This is a genomic window from Pseudomonas sp. PB101, from assembly GCF_009764265.1.
GTDB lineage: Bacteria > Pseudomonadota > Gammaproteobacteria > Pseudomonadales > Pseudomonadaceae > Aquipseudomonas.
Genome location: NZ_RWIR01000092.1, coordinates 245511 through 263639, shown reverse-complemented (window position 1 = coordinate 263639; position 18129 = coordinate 245511). Strand labels below are relative to the sequence as shown.

The 18129-nt window shown below is 61.9% G+C and carries 13 protein-coding genes and 1 pseudogene; 12 read left to right on the top strand and 2 right to left on the bottom strand.

Annotated features, from left to right (window positions below; translation table 11 throughout):
• Positions 1 to 8: 8 nt before the first annotated feature.
• From EI969_RS28645 to mdoH, 12 genes are all read left to right on the top strand, one after another.
• Complete coding sequence (locus EI969_RS28645; protein ID WP_160390659.1) at positions 9 to 977, top strand: ABC transporter substrate-binding protein; 969 nt, start codon at positions 9 to 11, stop codon at positions 975 to 977.
• Between the two features lie 70 nt (positions 978 to 1047).
• Positions 1048 to 1899 carry a proline/glycine betaine ABC transporter permease gene (locus EI969_RS28640; protein WP_160390658.1) on the top strand — a complete coding sequence of 284 codons (852 nt, stop codon included), beginning with the start codon at positions 1048 to 1050 and terminating at the stop codon, positions 1897 to 1899.
• Positions 1896 to 2726: a glycine betaine/L-proline ABC transporter ATP-binding protein gene (locus tag EI969_RS28635; RefSeq protein WP_160390657.1), complete on the top strand. Its 831-nt coding sequence runs from the start codon at positions 1896 to 1898 to the stop codon at positions 2724 to 2726. Before EI969_RS28640 ends, EI969_RS28635 begins: the two co-directional genes overlap by 4 nt.
• A 160-nt stretch (positions 2727 to 2886) precedes the next feature.
• Complete coding sequence (gene hutH / locus EI969_RS28630; protein WP_160390656.1) at positions 2887 to 4410, top strand: histidine ammonia-lyase; 1524 nt, start codon at positions 2887 to 2889, stop codon at positions 4408 to 4410.
• 119 nt (positions 4411 to 4529) lie between these two features.
• Positions 4530 to 6062, top strand: a complete 1533-nt coding sequence (gene hutH, locus EI969_RS28625; protein ID WP_160390655.1) for a histidine ammonia-lyase — start codon at positions 4530 to 4532, stop codon at positions 6060 to 6062.
• Between the two features lie 88 nt (positions 6063 to 6150).
• Entirely contained in the window at positions 6151 to 7557 is a 1407-nt protein-coding gene (locus tag EI969_RS28620) for an amino acid permease (RefSeq protein ID WP_160390654.1), read from the top strand.
• Positions 7558 to 7574: 17 nt separating this feature from the next.
• Positions 7575 to 8780, top strand: a complete 1206-nt coding sequence (gene hutI / locus EI969_RS28615) for an imidazolonepropionase (RefSeq protein ID WP_160390653.1) — start codon at positions 7575 to 7577, stop codon at positions 8778 to 8780.
• A 10-nt stretch (positions 8781 to 8790) separates the two neighbouring features.
• Complete coding sequence (gene hutG, locus EI969_RS28610; RefSeq protein WP_160390652.1) at positions 8791 to 9594, top strand: N-formylglutamate deformylase; 804 nt, start codon at positions 8791 to 8793, stop codon at positions 9592 to 9594.
• Positions 9595 to 9795: 201 nt separating this feature from the next.
• Entirely contained in the window at positions 9796 to 10767 is a 972-nt protein-coding gene (gene pip / locus EI969_RS28605) for a prolyl aminopeptidase (protein WP_103397252.1), read from the top strand.
• Entirely contained in the window at positions 10764 to 11201 is a 438-nt protein-coding gene (dtd, locus tag EI969_RS28600) for a D-aminoacyl-tRNA deacylase (protein ID WP_015093112.1), read from the top strand. Before pip ends, dtd begins: the two co-directional genes overlap by 4 nt.
• Before the next feature lie 321 nt (positions 11202 to 11522).
• Positions 11523 to 13337 (top strand): glucan biosynthesis protein, encoded by a 1815-nt coding sequence (locus EI969_RS28595; protein ID WP_160390651.1) that lies wholly within the window; start codon positions 11523 to 11525, stop codon positions 13335 to 13337.
• Positions 13330 to 15900, top strand: a complete 2571-nt coding sequence (mdoH, locus tag EI969_RS28590; RefSeq protein ID WP_160390650.1) for a glucans biosynthesis glucosyltransferase MdoH — start codon at positions 13330 to 13332, stop codon at positions 15898 to 15900. The genes EI969_RS28595 and mdoH overlap by 8 nt, the downstream gene beginning before the upstream one ends.
• A gap of 241 nt (positions 15901 to 16141) precedes the next feature.
• Here mdoH and EI969_RS31130 read toward each other — a convergent pair whose 3' ends face one another.
• Together EI969_RS31130 and EI969_RS31125 are read right to left on the bottom strand one after the other, a co-directional pair.
• Positions 16142 to 16855, bottom strand: a complete 714-nt coding sequence (locus EI969_RS31130) for a methyl-accepting chemotaxis protein (RefSeq protein WP_371926046.1) — start codon at positions 16853 to 16855, stop codon at positions 16142 to 16144.
• Positions 16856 to 16996: 141 nt separating this feature from the next.
• A pseudogene (locus EI969_RS31125) lies at positions 16997 to 18058 on the bottom strand (methyl-accepting chemotaxis protein); the annotation flags it as partial.
• Positions 18059 to 18129 lie beyond the last annotated feature (71 nt).

Below are 18129 nucleotides of genomic sequence, written 5' to 3'. Positions count from 1 at the left end.
TCACAACAATGAAATCGAACAAGACCCTGCTGACCACATTGCTTTCCATGGGCCTGCTGGCCAGCGCCGGTGCCACTCAGGCGGCGGGTTGGTGCGAATCGGGCAAACCGGTGAAATTCGCCGGTTTGAACTGGGAAAGCGCCATGCTCCTGACCGACGTGATGCAAGTCGTGCTGGAGAAAGGCTACGACTGCAAGACCGACAGCCTGCCAGGCAACTCCATCACCATGGAAAACGCCCTGGGCAGCAACGATATTCAAGTGTTTGCCGAAGAATGGGTCGGCCGCAGCGAAGTCTGGAACAAGGCCGAGAAGGCCGGCAAGGTCGTCGGTGTCGGCGCGCCGGTTGTTGGTGCGATCGAAGGCTGGTACGTGCCGCGCTACGTGATCGAAGGCGACGCCAAGCGCAAGCTGGAACCTAAAGCGCCGGACCTGAAGAACATTGCTGACCTGGGCAAGTACTCGGCGATCTTCAAGGACGCCGAAGAGCCCTCCAAGGGCCGTTTCTACAACTGCCCCGCCGGCTGGACCTGTGAGCTGGACAACAGCGAAATGCTCAAGAGCTACGGTCTGGAAAGCACCTACACCAACTTCCGCCCAGGCACCGGCCCGGCGCTGGATGCCGCCGTGCTGTCGAGCTACAAGCGTGGCGAGCCGATCCTGTTCTACTACTGGTCGCCAACCCCGCTGATGGGCCAGGTTGACGTAGTGAAACTCGAAGAGAAGCCAGGCGTGAACAAGACCGTGACCATCAAGGTCGGCCTGTCCAAGACGTTCCACGACGAAGCGCCGGAACTGGTGGCCGTGCTGGAAAAGGTCAACGTGCCAATCGACCTGCTGAACCAGAACCTGGGACGCATGACCAAAGAGCGGATCGAATCACCAAAACTGGCCAAGATCTTCCTTAAGGAACATCCTGAAGTCTGGCACGCATGGGTGAGCGAAGACGCAGCCAAGAAAATCGACGCGGCCTTGTAGGTTGGGCTTCTCCGGCTGTCGGCAACGACAGTCGGATGCTTGATCGCAACCCCTTGATTGAGAGTCTCTTATGTTTCCCGAAAGCTTTACCTTTTCCATCGCCGACTGGGTCAACGGTTGGGTCGATTCGCTGGTCACCAACTACGGCGACGTGTTCCGCAGCATTTCCGACACCCTGCTGTGGGCCATCGTCAATCTTGAAAGCGTGCTGCGCGCAGCGCCCTGGTGGCTGATGCTGGCAATCGTGGCGGGCGTGGCCTGGCACGCGACCCGCAAGGTCGTGACCACTGCCGTCATCGTCGGTTTGCTGTTCCTGGTGGGTGCGGTCGGCCTCTGGGACAAGCTGATGCAGACCCTGGCGCTGATGATGGTGGCGACGATCATCTCGGTGTTGATCGGCATTCCGCTGGGCATTCTCTCGGCGCGCAGCAACCGCCTGCGTTCGATACTGATGCCGTTGCTGGACATCATGCAGACCATGCCGAGCTTCGTGTACCTGATCCCGGTGCTGATGCTGTTTGGCCTGGGCAAGGTCCCGGCGATTTTCGCCACCGTGATCTATGCCGCGCCGCCGTTGATCCGCCTGACCGACCTGGGCATTCGCCAGGTCGACGGCGAAGTGATGGAAGCGATCAACGCCTTCGGTGCCAACCGCTGGCAGCAACTGTTCGGCGTGCAACTGCCGCTGGCCCTGCCGAGCATCATGGCAGGCATCAACCAGACCACCATGATGGCCCTGTCGATGGTGGTAATCGCTTCGATGATCGGTGCCCGTGGCCTGGGTGAAGACGTGCTGGTGGGCATTCAGACCCTCAACGTCGGACGCGGCCTTGAAGCCGGTCTGGCGATCGTGATTCTGGCTGTGGTGATCGACCGCATTACACAGGCGTACGGTCGCGCACGGCATGAGGTGAGCAAATGAACAACGCAACCGTGAGCAAGATCGAAGTCAAGAACGTCTTCAAGATTTTCGGCAACCGTGCCAAGGAAGCGCTGGCCATGGTCGGCCAGGGCAAGACCAAGGATCAGGTGCTGGCCGAAACCGGCTGCGTGGTCGGCGTGAACGACCTGTCGCTGAGCATCGGCAGCGGCGAGATCTTCGTGATCATGGGCCTGTCGGGTTCCGGCAAGTCGACCCTGGTCCGCCACTTCAACCGCCTGATCGACCCGACCAGCGGCGCGATCCTGGTGGACGGCGTGGACATCCTGCAATACGACATGGAAGCCCTGCGCGAATTTCGCCGGCGCAAGATCAGCATGGTGTTCCAGAGCTTCGGCCTGTTGCCGCACAAGAGCGTGCTCGACAACGTCGCCTACGGCCTGAAGATCCGTGGTGAAAGCAAAGCCATGTGCACCGAGCGTGCGCTGCACTGGATCAACACCGTGGGCCTCAAGGGCTACGAAAACAAATACCCGCACCAGCTCTCCGGCGGCATGCGCCAGCGTGTGGGCCTGGCCCGCGCCCTGGCGGCGGACACCGACATCATCCTGATGGACGAAGCGTTCAGCGCCCTCGACCCGCTGATCCGCGCGGAGATGCAGGACCAGTTGCTGGAACTGCAAAAGACCCTGCACAAGACCATCGTCTTCATCACCCACGACCTCGACGAGGCCGTGCGCATCGGCAACCGCATCGCCATCCTCAAGGACGGCCGCCTGATCCAGGTCGGCACGCCGCGAGAGATCCTGCATTCGCCGGCGGATGAGTATGTCGACCGCTTTGTGCAGCGTCGGGCGGCGGTGGTTTAAGAAGTTTGCGGTGGTTGTGCCGGCCCCATCGCTGGCAAGCCAGCTCCCACAGGAGTGGGTTGTGTTGCACATATTGTGTGCACCCCCCAGAACACTGTGGGAGCTGGCTTGCCAGCGATGGCGGCGGTGAAGCTGCATCAATATTTGGATGAGGTTGAAGATGTCCCAGGCTGAAAAAATCGTTATCACCGAGGCTCAGGTCAGTTGGCAGGACGTGGTCGCCGTTGCTCGTCATGGCGCACAGCTTGAGCTGTCGGCACCGATCTGGGCGCGCATCGAAAACGCGCAGGCGATCGTCCAGCGCATCGTCACCAGCGGCGAACGTGCCTACGGCATCAACACCGGCCTGGGCGCGCTGTGCAACATCTCGCTGCAGGACGAACAACTCAGCCAGTTGTCGCGCAACACCTTGCTCAGCCACGCCTGTGGCGTCGGCGCCCCACTGACCAACGAGCAGACCCGCTCGATCATGTGCGCCGCCGTCGTCAACTACAGCCACGGCAAATCCGGCCTGCACCGCCAGGTCGTCGAAGCGCTGTTGGCGCTGCTCAACCGGGGCATCACCCCGCAGGTGCCGTCCCAGGGTTCCGTGGGCTACCTGACCCACATGGCCCACATCGGCATCGCGCTGCTGGGCGTGGGCAATGTCAGCTATCGCGGGCAGATCATTTGCGCGCAGCAAGCGCTGGCCGAAGAAGGCCTGCAACCAGTCAAGCTCGGTGCCAAGGACGGTTTGTGCCTGGTCAACGGCACGCCGTGCATGAGTGGCCTCAGCTGCCTGGCGATTGCCGATGCCACGCGCCTGCTGGAATGGGCGGACGTGATCGGCGCGATGAGCTTCGAAGCCCAGCGCGGGCAGATCGACGCGTTCGATGCCGAGATCATCGCGCTCAAGCCGCACCCGGGCATGCAACAGGTCGGGATCAACCTGCGGGCCTTGCTCGACGGCAGCGAAGTGATCGCCCAGAGCAAAGGCATTCGCACCCAGGATGCCCTGAGCATCCGTTCGATCCCGCAGGTGCACGGCGCCGCTCGCGACCAACTGGTACACGCGATCAAGCAGATCGAAACCGAACTCAACGGCGCCACCGACAACCCGCTGGTGCTGGGCACCGCGGACAACTATCGCGTGGTGTCCCAGGCCAACCCTCATGGTCAGTCCGTGGCAATGGCGGCGGATTTGCTGGCGATCGCCATGGCGGAAATCGGCTCCATCGCCGAGCGTCGCCTGGACCGTTTGATCAACCCGCACGTCAGCGGCCTGCCGGCGTTCCTGGTGGCCAACCCGGGGGTGAACTCCGGGATGATGATCGTGCAATACGTGGCCGCTTCGCTGTGTGCGGAAAACCGTCAACTGGCGCAACCGGCGGTGCTCGACAACTACGTCACTTCCGGCCTTCAGGAAGATCACCTGAGCCTGGGCACCAACGCTGCGCTGAAGCTGCATCGTGCCTTGGAAAACTGCACGCAGATCCTCGCCATCGAGTATTTGCTCGCGGCCCAGGCATTTGAATTCCTGAAAGAACAACGCTTCGGCGCGGGCACCGATACCGCTTGGCGTCTGCTGCGTGAACGAGTTCCTGCCTACGACCAGGACCGTTGGCTGGCACCCGACATCGCCGCTGCTGCCAGTGTTCTGAAAGACCCTGTCTTGCTGCAGAAAGCCTTACCGAATTTGCACTGATTTCCCTACAAAACCAGCGTGCCAAGGCGCCACCCTCCTCAAAAAGGGGGAAGCGACGGACAACGGACATCTCCGGAGCGTCTGGTTAGTTAATAGCTAACTCTCAAAAGGAGCACAAAATGACTGCGCTAAACCTGATTCCCGGCCAACTGACCCTCGCCCAACTGCGCGACGTCTATCAGCAGCCGGTGAAGCTGACCCTCGACCACAGCGCCTCGGCCCAGATCGAAGCCAGCGTGGCCTGCGTGGAACAGATCCTCGCCGAGAACCGCACCGCCTACGGCATCAACACCGGTTTCGGCCTGCTGGCCTCGACCCGCATCGCCAGCGAAGACCTGGAAAACCTGCAGCGCTCGCTGGTGTTGTCCCACGCCGCCGGCGTCGGCCAGCCGATCAGCGACGAGCTGGTGCGTTTGATCATGGTGCTCAAGGTCAACAGCTTGAGCCGTGGTTTCTCCGGCATCCGCCGCGTGGTGATCGACGCGCTGATCGCCCTGATCAACGCTGAGGTGTACCCGCACATTCCACTGAAAGGCTCGGTCGGTGCTTCCGGTGACTTGGCGCCTTTGGCGCACATGTCGCTGGTGCTGCTGGGCGAGGGCAAGGCGCGCTACAAAGGCGAGTGGATGGAAGCCACCGAAGCGCTGAAAGTTGCCGGTCTGACCCCGCTGACCCTGGCCGCGAAAGAAGGCCTGGCGCTGCTCAACGGCACCCAGGTATCCACCGCGTTTGCCCTGCGTGGCCTGTTCGAAGGTGAAGACCTGTTCGCCGGTGCCCTGGCCCTCGGCGGCCTGACCGTTGAAGCCGTGTTGGGCTCGCGCTCGCCGTTCGACGCACGCATCCACGCCGCCCGAGGCCAGAAAGGCCAGATCGACGCAGCCGCCGCTTATCGCGATCTGCTGGGTGAGCGCAGCGAAGTGTCCGATTCCCACGAAAACTGCGAGAAGGTCCAGGACCCGTACTCCCTGCGCTGCCAGCCACAAGTGATGGGCGCCTGCCTGACCCAGTTCCGCCAGGCCGCCGAAGTGCTGGCGATCGAAGCCAACGCCGTCTCGGACAACCCGTTGGTGTTCGCCGCTGAAGGCGATGTGATCTCCGGCGGCAACTTCCACGCCGAACCGGTGGCCATGGCCGCTGACAACATGGCCCTGGCCATCGCCGAAATCGGCTCGCTGAGCGAGCGCCGTATCTCGCTGATGATGGACAAGCACATGTCGCAACTGCCGCCGTTCCTGGTGGCCAACGGTGGCGTGAACTCCGGCTTCATGATCGCCCAGGTGACCGCGGCGGCACTGGCCAGCGAGAACAAGGCGTTGTCCCATCCGCATTCGGTGGACAGCCTGCCGACCTCCGCCAACCAGGAAGATCACGTGTCGATGGCGCCGGCAGCGGGCAAGCGTCTGTGGGAAATGGCCGAGAACACCCGTGGCATTCTCGCCGTGGAATGGCTGGCGGCGGCCCAGGGCCTGGACCTGCGCAACGGCCTGAAGACCTCACCGAAACTGGAAAAGGCCCGTGCCATCCTGCGTAACGAAGTGCCGTTCTACGAGAAGGACCGCTTCTTCGCGCCGGACATCAATGCGGCGACTGAGCTGTTGGCCTCGCGTTGCCTGAACGAGCTGGTGGCGGCGAAGTTGCTGCCTAGCCTGTAAGGGCCCCTCGCCGGCAAGCCAGCTCCTACAGGAGCCGGCTTGCCGGCGATTCGATTTAACGTCGAATAACAATAATTAGGGACGAGAAATGCAACAGTCTGAAAAGGGTTTGAAACGCGGGCTCTCTGCCCGACATATTCGCTTCATGGCGCTGGGGTCGGCTATCGGCACCGGGCTGTTTTACGGTTCTGCCTCGGCCATTCAAATGGCCGGGCCTGCGGTCCTGCTTGCGTACCTGATCGGTGGCGCGGCGGTGTTCATGGTCATGCGCGCCCTCGGTGAGATGGCGGTGCACAATCCGGTGGCCGGTTCCTTTGGCCAGTACGCCAGCACCTATCTGGGACCGATGGCGGGCTTCATCCTCGGTTGGACCTACGCATTCGAAATGGTCATCGTCGGCATGGCCGATGTCACCGCATTCGGTATCTACATGGGCTTCTGGTTCCCGGAGGTTTCCCGCTGGATCTGGGTGCTGGGTGTCGTTTCCATCGTCGGCGGCCTGAACCTGTGCAACGTCAAAGTCTTCGGTGAAATGGAGTTCTGGCTGTCGCTGCTCAAGGTCGCGGCCATCGTCGCGATGATCCTGGGCGGTTTCGGCATCATGTGGTTCGGCATCAGCTCGGCCCCAGGCCAGGCGACCGACATCAGTAACCTCTGGACCCAGGGCGGCTTCATGCCCAATGGCATGGGCGGTCTGATCGCGTCGTTCGCGGTGGTGATGTTTGCGTTTGGCGGTATTGAAATCATCGGTGTAACGGCAGGTGAAGCCAAGGACCCGCAGCACGTGCTGCCCCGGGCGATCAATGCCGTGCCGTTACGGATCCTGCTGTTCTACGTGCTGACGATGCTGGTGCTGATGTCGATCTTTCCATGGCAGCAGATCGGCAGCCAGGGCAGCCCGTTCGTGCAGATTTTCGACAAGCTGGGGATCAGCTCGGCGGCCACCATTCTCAATATCGTGGTGATCACGGCGGCGATTTCGGCGATCAACAGTGACATCTTCGGCGCTGGCCGCATGATGTTCGGTCTGGCCCAGCAAGGCCATGCACCCAAGGGCTTCGCCCGCCTGTCGCGCAATGGCGTGCCATGGATGACGGTCGTGGTGATGAGTGCCGCGCTGTTGCTGGGCGTGTTGCTGAACTATTTGATCCCGGAAAACGTGTTCCTGCTGATCGCGTCCATCGCGACCTTTGCCACGGTGTGGGTCTGGATGATGATTCTGGTGACCCAAGTGGCCATGCGCCGCTCCATGAGCGCCGAGCAGGTGGCACAACTGAAATTCCCGGTACCGCTCTGGCCCTATGCGCCGGCGGCGGCGATTGCCTTCATGCTGTTCATTTTCGGCGTGCTGGGCTACTTCCCGGACACCCAAGCAGCGCTGATTGTCGGCGTGGTCTGGATCGTGTTGCTGGTGCTGGCTTACCTGACGTGGGTGAAACCGGCGGCGGGCCAGGCAGCCCTGGTGACGCAGGACCCTACTTTTTCTCATCGATAACCTAACGGAGGCCACGGATGAAAACTCTCTGGCAACACTGCCACGTCGCAACCATGGCGCAAGGCGTCTACTCGATCATCGAGGACGCGGCCATCGTGACGTCAGGTGCGCTCATTGAGTGGGTCGGCCCGCGCGCTGACCTGCCGGCGGGCGAGTACCCGCTGGTCAACGATTTGCAAGGAGCCTGGGTCACGCCGGGCCTGATCGACTGCCACACCCATACGGTGTTCGGCGGTAACCGCAGCGGCGAATTCGAAAAGCGCCTGCAAGGCGTCAGCTACGCGGAAATCGCCGCCAGCGGTGGCGGCATCGCCAGCACCGTGCGCGCCACGCGCGCGGCCAGCGAAGATGAGCTGTTCGCCAGTGCCGCCAAGCGCCTGAAAAGTCTGATGCGTGATGGTGTGACCACGGTCGAAATGAAATCCGGCTACGGTCTGGACCTGGCCAACGAACGCAAGACCCTGCGGGTCATCCGACGCCTTGGTGCCGAGCTTCCGGTCAGCGTGCGCAGCACCTGCCTGGCGGCCCACGCCTTGCCGCCGGAATACACCGACCGCGCCGATGACTACATCGAGCACATCTGCACCGAGATGCTCCCGGCGCTGGCCGCCGAGGGACTGGTGGATGCCGTGGACGCATTCTGTGAGTACCTGGCGTTTTCCCCGGCGCAAGTCGAGCGGGTGTTCATCAGCGCCGGCAAGCTCGGATTGCCGGTAAAACTGCACGCCGAACAATTATCGTCGCTGCACGGCTCGAGCCTGGCGGCGCGTTATCACGCACTGTCGGCCGATCACCTGGAATTCATGACCGAGGAAGACGCCATCGCCATGGCCGCATCCGGCACGGTCGCTGTGCTGCTGCCCGGCGCGTTCTACTTCCTGCGTGAAACCCAGCTGCCGCCGATGGAAGCCCTGCGCAAGCACGGTGTAAAAGTCGCCATTTCCACCGACCTCAACCCCGGCACCTCGCCCGGACTGTCGTTGCGCCTGATGCTGAACATGGCCTGCACCTGTTTCCGCATGACCCCGGAAGAAGCCTTGGCTGGCGCCACGATTCACGCCGCTACCGCGCTGGGCATGGCCGATACGCACGGCTCGCTGGAGGCCGGCAAGGTCGCGGACTTCGTCGCCTGGCAAATCGATCGTCCGGCCGACCTGTCTTACTGGTTGGGCGGTGACCTGGAAAAACGCGTCGTGCGCCACGGCGTCGAGACAAATCTGTAGGAGAGCAGTTGTGGATAAGGTTCTGAACTTCAAACAAGGCCGCGTACCGCTGCTGATCAGCATGCCGCATGCCGGTGTGCGCCTGACCCCGGCGGTCGAAGCCGGATTGATCCCTGACGCGAAAAGCCTGCCGGACACCGACTGGCACATTCCGCAGCTGTACGATTTCGCCGCCGAACTGGGCGCCAGTACCCTGGCCGCCGAGTATTCGCGGTTCGTCATCGACCTGAACCGGCCGTCCGACGACAAGCCTTTGTACGTGGGCGCGACCACTGGCCTGTATCCGGCGACATTGTTTGACGGAATTCCGTTGTTCCGAGAGGGCTTGGAGCCTTCGAAAGAAGAGCGCGCCACGTATCTTGAAAAGGTCTGGACGCCTTATCACAGCACTCTGCAAAACGAACTGGCGCGTCTGAAAGCCGAGTTCGGCTACGCCCTGCTGTTCGATGCGCACTCGATCCGCTCGATCATTCCGCACCTGTTCGACGGCAAGCTGCCGGACTTCAACCTCGGCACTTTCAATGGCGCCAGTTGCGACCCTCAACTTGCGACCCAACTGGAAGCGATCTGCACGCGTCACGACAATTACACCCACGTATTGAACGGACGCTTCAAGGGCGGCCACATCACCCGCCATTACGGTAACCCGGCCGAGAACATCCACGCCGTGCAACTGGAATTGGGCCAGTGCACTTATATGGAAGAGTTCGAGCCGTTCCGTTATCGCCCGGACCTGGCGGAGCCGACGCGGGTGGTGTTGAAGGAGTTGCTGCAAGGCTTGCTCGCCTGGGGGCAGGAACACTACAAGCACTGAAGCCTGTAGGAGCGAGCCTGCTCGCGATGGACGTTAACGATGACGTGGGCTATCTGGATGAAAGCGGCGTCCTCACGTTCTTCGCGAGCAGGCTCGCTCCTACATGTACATGCTCATTGACGTAATTCGGGTTTATGATGCCCCACGGCAGAATAATAGAAGTCCCCCCAGGGATGACCTCGACCCCTTACGGAGCGCGCAATGCAGACTTTGTACCCGCAGATCAAACCCTACGCCCGGCACGATCTGGCCGTCGATGCGACCCACACCCTGTACGTCGACGAAAGCGGTTCACCGGAAGGTTTGCCGGTGGTGTTCATCCACGGCGGCCCCGGTGCCGGATGTGATGCCCAGAGTCGATGCTTCTTCGATCCCAACCTGTATCGCATTGTCACTTTCGATCAGCGCGGCTGCGGTCGTTCCACGCCACACGCCAGCCTGGAAAACAACACCACCTGGGATCTGGTCGCCGACCTCGAGCGAATCCGCCAGCACCTGGGCATCGACAAATGGGTGCTGTTTGGCGGCTCCTGGGGTTCGACCCTGGCACTGGCTTACGCGCAAACCCACCCTGAGCGGGTTCACGGGCTGATCCTGCGCGGGATCTTTCTGTGCCGGCCGCAGGAAATCGAATGGTTCTACCAGGCTGGCGCCAGTCGTCTGTTCCCCGATTACTGGCAGGACTACATCGCGCCGATCCCGCTGGATGAGCGCGGCGACTTGCTGACCGCGTTCCACAAACGCCTGGTCGGCAACGACCAGATTGCCCAGATGCATGCGGCCAAGGCCTGGTCCACCTGGGAGGGCCGTACTGCGACCCTGCGTCCGAACCCGCTGGTGGTCGACCGCTTCTCCGAGCCACAGCGTGCATTGTCGATTGCCCGCATCGAATGCCACTACTTCAGCAACAACGCCTTCCTGGAGCCGAACCAGTTGATCCGCGACATGGGCAAGATCGCCCATTTGCCCGGCGTGATCATCCATGGCCGTTATGACGTGATCTGTCCGCTGGACAACGCCTGGGAATTGCACCAAGCCTGGCCGAACAGCGAACTGCAGGTCATCCGCGACGCCGGACATGCCGCTTCCGAGCCGGGCATCACCGACGCGCTGGTCCGCGCCGCTGATCAGATGGCGCGACGTCTGCTCGATCTGGCGCCTGACGAAGCATGAAGGGCCTGCTGCAACGGGTGCGTGGCGCGCGAGTCGAGGTGGCGGGCGAGGTCGTGGGTGCCGTCGATCAGGGATTGCTCGTCCTGGTGGCGGTGGAGCCCGACGACACGCGGGCCAGCGCCGACAAACTTCTCAATAAGCTGCTTAACTATCGTGTGTTCAGTGACGCCGAGGGCAAGATGAATCTGTCCCTGGCGGATGTGGGCGGCGGGCTGCTGCTGGTCTCTCAGTTCACCCTGGCTGCCGATACCAGAAGCGGGCTGCGTCCCGGTTTCTCGACGGCGGCCCCTCCGGCGTTGGGAGAGGAGTTGTTCGACTATCTATTAAGCAAAGCGAAACAGGTGCATGGCACTGTGGCATCAGGTAGATTCGGCGCGGATATGCAGGTGCACCTGGTCAATGATGGCCCGGTAACCTTCCTGTTACAGACCTGAAAGCGCTTGAAACAAGTTTTTAGGCTCATTTCGACTGAAAACAGGGCTTTATCTCGATAAATACTTTGTTACCCCTGATGCGTTGTAACGCGGCCTGCTAGATAATCGCGCGCTACGGGGATCAGCGTTCGTTGGTCCATTTTGACTTAGGTAGAGACTTGTCTGGATCCGATTGGGGAATCATTTCGCCCCAGCGGAGTCGGAACAATGCTCGCCAACTTGGCAAGAGTGGTTTGCAAGGGCGGTTTTTTCATACCGTACACCGTGCAGACCCTTTAACTGGCCGTTGGTTTTTTGATCTGTTTTCGGCGAGGGTTGCTCGTGATTGTTAGTCCCTGTAACGCACCAAAATTGTCTGCCAAACGGTTACGCAGCGCCCTGGTAGCGGGCTCTGCACTGCTCTGCCTGCTCAGCGCCGGCCAGCTTTGGGCATTCAGTCTGGACGATGTATCGGTCAAGGCAAAAGAGCTGGCCGCGCAGAAGTACGAAGCGCCGCGCAGTAACCTGCCGAACGAGTTCCGCGACATGAAATTCGCGGACTATCAGAAAATTCGTTTTCTGACGGAAAAAGCCGAGTGGGCTGATCAGAAGACGCCGTTCAAGCTGTCCTTCTATCACCAGGGCATGCATTTCGATACGCCGGTGAAAATCAACGAAATCACGGCGAACACCGTCGAAGAGATCAAATACGACCCGAGTCGTTTCGACTTCGGCGACATGCAGTTCGATCCCAAGGCCACTGAACAACTGGGTTATGCCGGTTTCCGTGTGCTGTACCCGATCAACAAGGCCGACAAGCAAGACGAAATCATGACCATGCTCGGCGCGAGCTACTTCCGCGTCGTCGGCAAGGGTCACGTCTATGGTTTGTCCGCTCGCGGCATGGCGCTGGATACCGCATTGCCGTCCGGCGAAGAATTCCCGCGTTTCCGCGAGTTCTGGATTCAGCAGCCCAAGCCAGGCGACAAGCACCTGGTGATCTTCGCCCTGCTCGATTCTCCTCGTGCCACCGGCGCCTATCGCCTGACCCTGCGTCCGGGCAGCGACACCATCGTCGACGTCAAGGCGCAGATGTACCTGCGTGACAAGGTCGGCAAGCTGGGTATCGCCCCGTTGACCAGCATGTACCTGTTCGGCGCCAACCAGCCGTCGAAAGTACTCAACTACCGTCGCGAGCTGCACGACTCCAGCGGCCTGGCGATCCATGCCGGCAACGGCGAGTGGATCTGGCGTCCGCTGAACAACCCGAAACACCTGGCCGTGAGCAACTTCTCGGTAGAGAACCCGCGCGGCTTCGGTCTGCTGCAGCGTGGTCGCGACTTCAGCCACTATGAAGACCTCGACGACCGCTACGACAAGCGCCCAAGCGCCTGGATCGAGCCGAAGGGTGATTGGGGCAAGGGTACGGTCGACCTGGTCGAAATTCCGACCGCCGACGAAACCAACGACAACATCGTTGCTTTCTGGAACCCTGAAAAATTGCCGGAACCCGGCCAGCCGCTCGATGTCGCTTATCGTATGCACTGGACCATGGATGAAGCCTCGATTCACGCGCCGGACAGCGCCTGGGTCAAGCAGACCCTGCGTTCGACCGGTGACGTCAAGCAGTCCAACCTGATTCGTCAGCCGGATGGCAGCGTTGCCTACCTGGTGGACTTCGAAGGCCCGTCCCTGGCGGCATTGCCGGCCGATGCGGAAGTTCGCAGCCAGGTCAGCGTCGGCGACAACGCCGAGCTGGTGGAAAACAGCGTGCGCTACAACCCTGAAACCAAGGGCTGGCGCCTGACCCTGCGGATGAAGATCAAGGATCCGGGCAAGTCCACCGAGATGCGTGCCGCGCTGGTGCAGAACATCGTGCCTGCGGACCTGGCCAAGACGTCGATTCCGTCGTCGAACTCGTCGGTTGCCAAGGCCGACAAGGTCGCCGCCAAGCAACAAGAGAAAGCGGACAAGGAAGCCAAGCAAGCGGAAGCCAAGCAGGCCGAAGCCAAGCCTGTTGCAGATGCCAAGGACAAGGCCAATACAGACGCCAAGCAGCCTGTCGCTGCCGACGCGGCCCCAGCCACACCGGAATCGGCCCCGACTGAAGAAGTCCTGACCGAGACCTGGAGCTATCAGTTGCCTGCCGATGAGTAACTCTCAAGTACGGCCAGAAACTCTTTCGGAGTATCTGGCGCATCTGCCGATGACCGACCAGCAGCGCGCGGAACTCGCGGGCTGCCAGTCTTTCAGCGAATTGCACGAACGCCTGTCGTCTTCGACGTTCGACGCCCCGACCGAAGCCGCCCAGGCTTCGGTCGGCAAACGCCTGACCCTGAGCACGGCCGAAGAGCTGCAGGACGCGGAAATGCTGGTGCTCGACGCCAACGGCCGGGTCTGCCTCAAGGCGACCCCGCCGATCCGGCGGACCAAGGTCGTGCCGGAGCCGTGGCGCACCAACATTCTGGTGCGTGGCTGGCGCCGGATGACCGGTCGTACCAACCCGCCGAAGCCGCCGAAGGACGAACGTGTCCTGCCGGCTGCGCGCTGGCGTACCGTTGGTTCGATCCGTCGCTACATTCTGCTGTTGCTGATGCTCGGCCAGACCATCGTCGCCGGCTGGTACATGAAAGGCATCATGCCGTACCAGGGCTGGTCGTTCGTCGACCTCAACGAAGTGCTGCACCAACCGCTGCTGCAAACCGCCACGCAAGTGCTGCCGTATGCCTTGCAGACCAGCATCCTGATCCTGTTCGGGATTCTGTTCTGCTGGGTCTCGGCCGGTTTCTGGACCGCTCTGATGGGCTTCCTCGAGTTGCTCACCGGTCACGATAAATACCGTATCTCCGGGAAAAGTGCCGGCAACGAGCCGATTCCGAAGGATGCACGCACCGCCCTGGTGATGCCGATCTGCAACGAAGACGTGCCCCGGGTATTCGCCGGCCTGCGCGCGACCTTCGAGTCGGTGGCGGCCACGGGTGACCTGGATCGTTTCGACTTCTTCGTCCTCAGCGACAGTAACGACGCCGATATCTGTGTTGCCGAGCAGCAGGCCTGGCTGGACGTCTGCCGCGAAGCCGGCGGCTTCGGCAAGATCTTCTATCGCCGCCGTCGTCGTCGCGTAAAACGTAAAAGCGGCAACCTCGACGACTTCTGCCGTCGCTGGGGCGGTGACTACAAGTACATGGTCGTACTCGACGCTGACTCCGTGATGAGCGGCGAGTGCCTGACCAGTCTGGTGCGCCTGATGGAAGCCACGCCGGACGCCGGGATCATCCAGACCGCGCCACGTGCGTCGGGCATGGACACCCTGTATGCGCGCATGCAGCAGTTCGCCACTCGCGTGTATGGCCCGCTGTTCACCGCCGGCCTGCACTTCTGGCAACTGGGCGAGTCGCACTACTGGGGCCACAACGCGATCATCCGCATGAAGCCGTTCATCGACCACTGCGCCCTGGCGCCGTTGCCGGGTACAGGCGCGTTCTCCGGCTCGATCCTGTCCCACGACTTCGTTGAAGCCGCGTTGATGCGCCGTGCCGGCTGGGGCGTGTGGATTGCCTACGACTTGCCGGGCAGCTATGAAGAACTGCCGCCGAACCTGCTGGACGAACTCAAGCGTGACCGTCGCTGGTGCCACGGTAACCTGATGAACTTCCGCCTGTTCCTGGTCAAGGGCATGCACCCGGTACACCGCGCGGTGTTCCTGACCGGCGTGATGTCCTACCTGTCGGCACCGTTGTGGTTCTTCTTCCTGGTGTTGTCGACAGCGCTGTTGGCGGTCAACACGCTGATGGAGCCGCAGTACTTCCTCGAACCGCGCCAGCTCTATCCGCTGTGGCCACAATGGCACCCGGACAAGGCGATTGCGTTGTTCTCGACCACCATCGTGCTGCTGTTCCTGCCGAAGCTGTTGAGCATCATCCTGATCTGGGCCAAGGGCGCGAAAGAGTTCGGCGGCAAGTTCAAGGTGACCCTGTCGATGCTGCTGGAGATGCTGTTCTCCATGCTGCTGGCGCCGGTGCGGATGATCTTCCACACCCGCTTCGTCCTCGCCGCGTTCCTCGGCTGGGCCGCGACCTGGAACTCGCCGCAACGTGACGACGACTCCACGCCGTGGAGCGAAGCGATCAAGCGCCATGGTCCGCAAACCCTGCTGGGCTTTTTCTGGGCCATGCTGGTGATCTGGCTGAACCCGAGCTTCCTGTGGTGGCTGGTGCCGATCGTCGGTTCGCTGATGCTGTCGATCCCGGTGTCGGTGATCTCCAGCCGTGTCGGCCTGGGCCTGAAGTCCCGTGACGAGAGCCTGTTCCTGATCCCTGAGGAATACAATCCGCCGCAGGCGTTGCTGGCCACTGACCAGTACACCCACGAAAACCGCTGGCACGCGCTGAACGACGGCTTCGTCCGTTCGGTGGTCGATCCACAGCAGAACGCCCTGGCGTGCTCGTTGGCGACCTCCCGGCACAATCAGGCCGAGCCGATCGAATGGCTGCGGATCGAGCGGGTGCGGCACGCGATGAAGGTCGGACCTGAAGGCCTGACCAACAACGAGAAAGTGCAACTGCTGAGCGATCCGGTTGCCTTGGCTCGCCTGCACGAGCAGGTCTGGAGCGAGGGCCACGCCGAGTGGCTGGGCGCATGGCGCAAGTCGGTCAATGCCGACCCCCACGCCCCGCTGTTGCCGCTCAAGCCGATGAGCGTACAGCCTCAGATGGCGTAATGAAAAAACCCGCGAAAGCGGGTTTTTTTATGGCTTCAAGATTGTTCTTGAACTTGCATCAGACTCTGTAACAGCAGCGTCTGGTCGGACGCCATCGTCGGAACGCCGCCCGGGGCAAGCCCGCTCCCACAAGGTTCGGTGGTGTTACACAAACCGCATGAACACCGGAAATTTTGTGGGAGCGGGCTTGCCCGCGAAGGCATCACCGCGGTCTTTATTCGGCCGAGGTGTGCGCATCACCTCAAACCCTGAACTTGCCCACCAGCATCTGCAGATGCGTCCCCAGCCGCGCCAGCTCGACGCTGGAGGCGGCGGTCTCTTCACTGGCTGCCGAGGTCTGGTCCGACACATCGCGCACGTTCAGCACGCTGCGGTTGATCTCTTCGGCCACGGCGCTTTGCTGTTCGGCGGCAGCGGCGATCTGCTGGTTCATCGCCTGAATCGCCGAGACGGTGCGGGTGATGCTTTCCAGCGAGCCGCCGGCGCGTCGGGTCAGTTCGACACTGCTGTCGGTCAGGATGCGACTGTTGTCCATGATGGCCGAGACTTGCTGGGTGCCGTTTTGCAGGCCGACGATCAGCTCTTCGATCTCTTCCGTGGACTTCTGGGTGCGCTGGGCCAGGCTGCGAACTTCGTCGGCCACCACGGCAAAACCACGCCCGGCTTCACCGGCGCGGGCGGCTTCAATCGCCGCGTTGAGCGCCAGCAGGTTGGTCTGCTGGGCTACGGACTTGATCACGTCGAGCACGCTGCCGATCTTGTCGCTTTCGCGCTTGAGCTCGCCCATGGCTTCGGTGGAGTGGCCGACTTCCGCGGCCAGGCGTTCGATCTGGGCGATGGCTTCGCCGACCACTTTGTCGCCCTCACGGGCCTGCTGGTCGGCGGCGACGGCGGCTTCCGAGGCCTCTTCGGCGTTGCGCGCAACTTCCTGCACGGTGGCGGCCATTTCGTTCATGGCGGTGGCGACCTGATCGGTCTCGACCCTCTGGCTATTGACCCCGGCGCTGGTCTGCTCGGTAACGGCGGACAGCTCTTCGGCAGCGCTGGCGATCTGCGTGACACCATCGCTGATGCCGCCGATCAGTTCACGCAAGCCTTGGGTCATGCTCTGCATGGCACGCTGCAACTGGCCAAGCTCGTCGCGGCGCTTCGATGTCAGGTTGTGGGTCAGGTCGCCACTGGCGACGCGTTCAGCGACGGCCAGGGTCTGGTTCAACGGAATGATGATCTGCCGGGTGATCGCCCAGGCGGCCAGCAGGCCGAAAGCGATGGCCAGCAGCGTGGCGAGGGTCAGCATGTTCCTGGCGTTGGCGGCAACGGCGTCACGCACGACGGTTTGCGAGGCGGTGAGTTTCTGGCTCATGTCCAGCAGGATGTCGCCTTGGGCAGCCATGCGTACCAGCGCCTTGGCGCTGGCCACCTGGGAGTCGCGGAACTGGCTGACGGCGAGGCGATAGGCTTTCAGCGAGTCGGTCGCCTGCTGCAGGTTGGCGATGTGTTCTTCAGGCAGTTTGGCCGGCAGGCTTTCGAGGTTCTTCAGGGCATTGTCGATCGCGTCGAGGGCCGGTTGTTCGGCTTCGCTCTTGCCGCTGTAGGTGTAGCCGCGAACCTGGAAGCGCGCCTGCTGGATCAGTTTGCTCAGATCGATCACGCTGTTGAACGCCGTCACGCTCTCGCCTTGCAGCATGGATTTTTCCACTTCGGCAACGCGGGCCACGGCATTGTCGGCGGTGGCGCCGAGTTTGCTGCGCGCGTCTTCGCGGTGGGCGCCGGCCTGGGTCATGTCCCCGAATGCACGACGGTACTCGGCGACAGCGGCCAGTTGTTGATCGACCATGGCCGTATCCGCCGGTTGCTCGATCAGCCCGCGAGCGGTCTGCAGACCGCTTTCGAGCTTGCCCAGCAGGTCATTGACGGCGCCGGGACCTTGTTCGCCGCGACGCATCTCGTAATCCAGGCGTGCAATGCGCAGGTCCTTGGTCAGGTCGTTTAGGCTGGCGATGAACCCCAGCTTGTCGCCACGGCTAGTCACGCCGTTCAGGCCGCTCCAGCCAGTGAAGGTGATCAGCAGGGTCAGCAGCAGCACCAGACCGAAGCCGATCCCCAGTTTGCGCTTGACGCTGACGTTTCCCAGATTCTCGGCTAGCCATTGATACATGCTGAAACTCCCCGTCCCACAATTTGGTTTTATGGGGGGTGTATCGGCAGAGCTGTGTGGATCTATAGGTG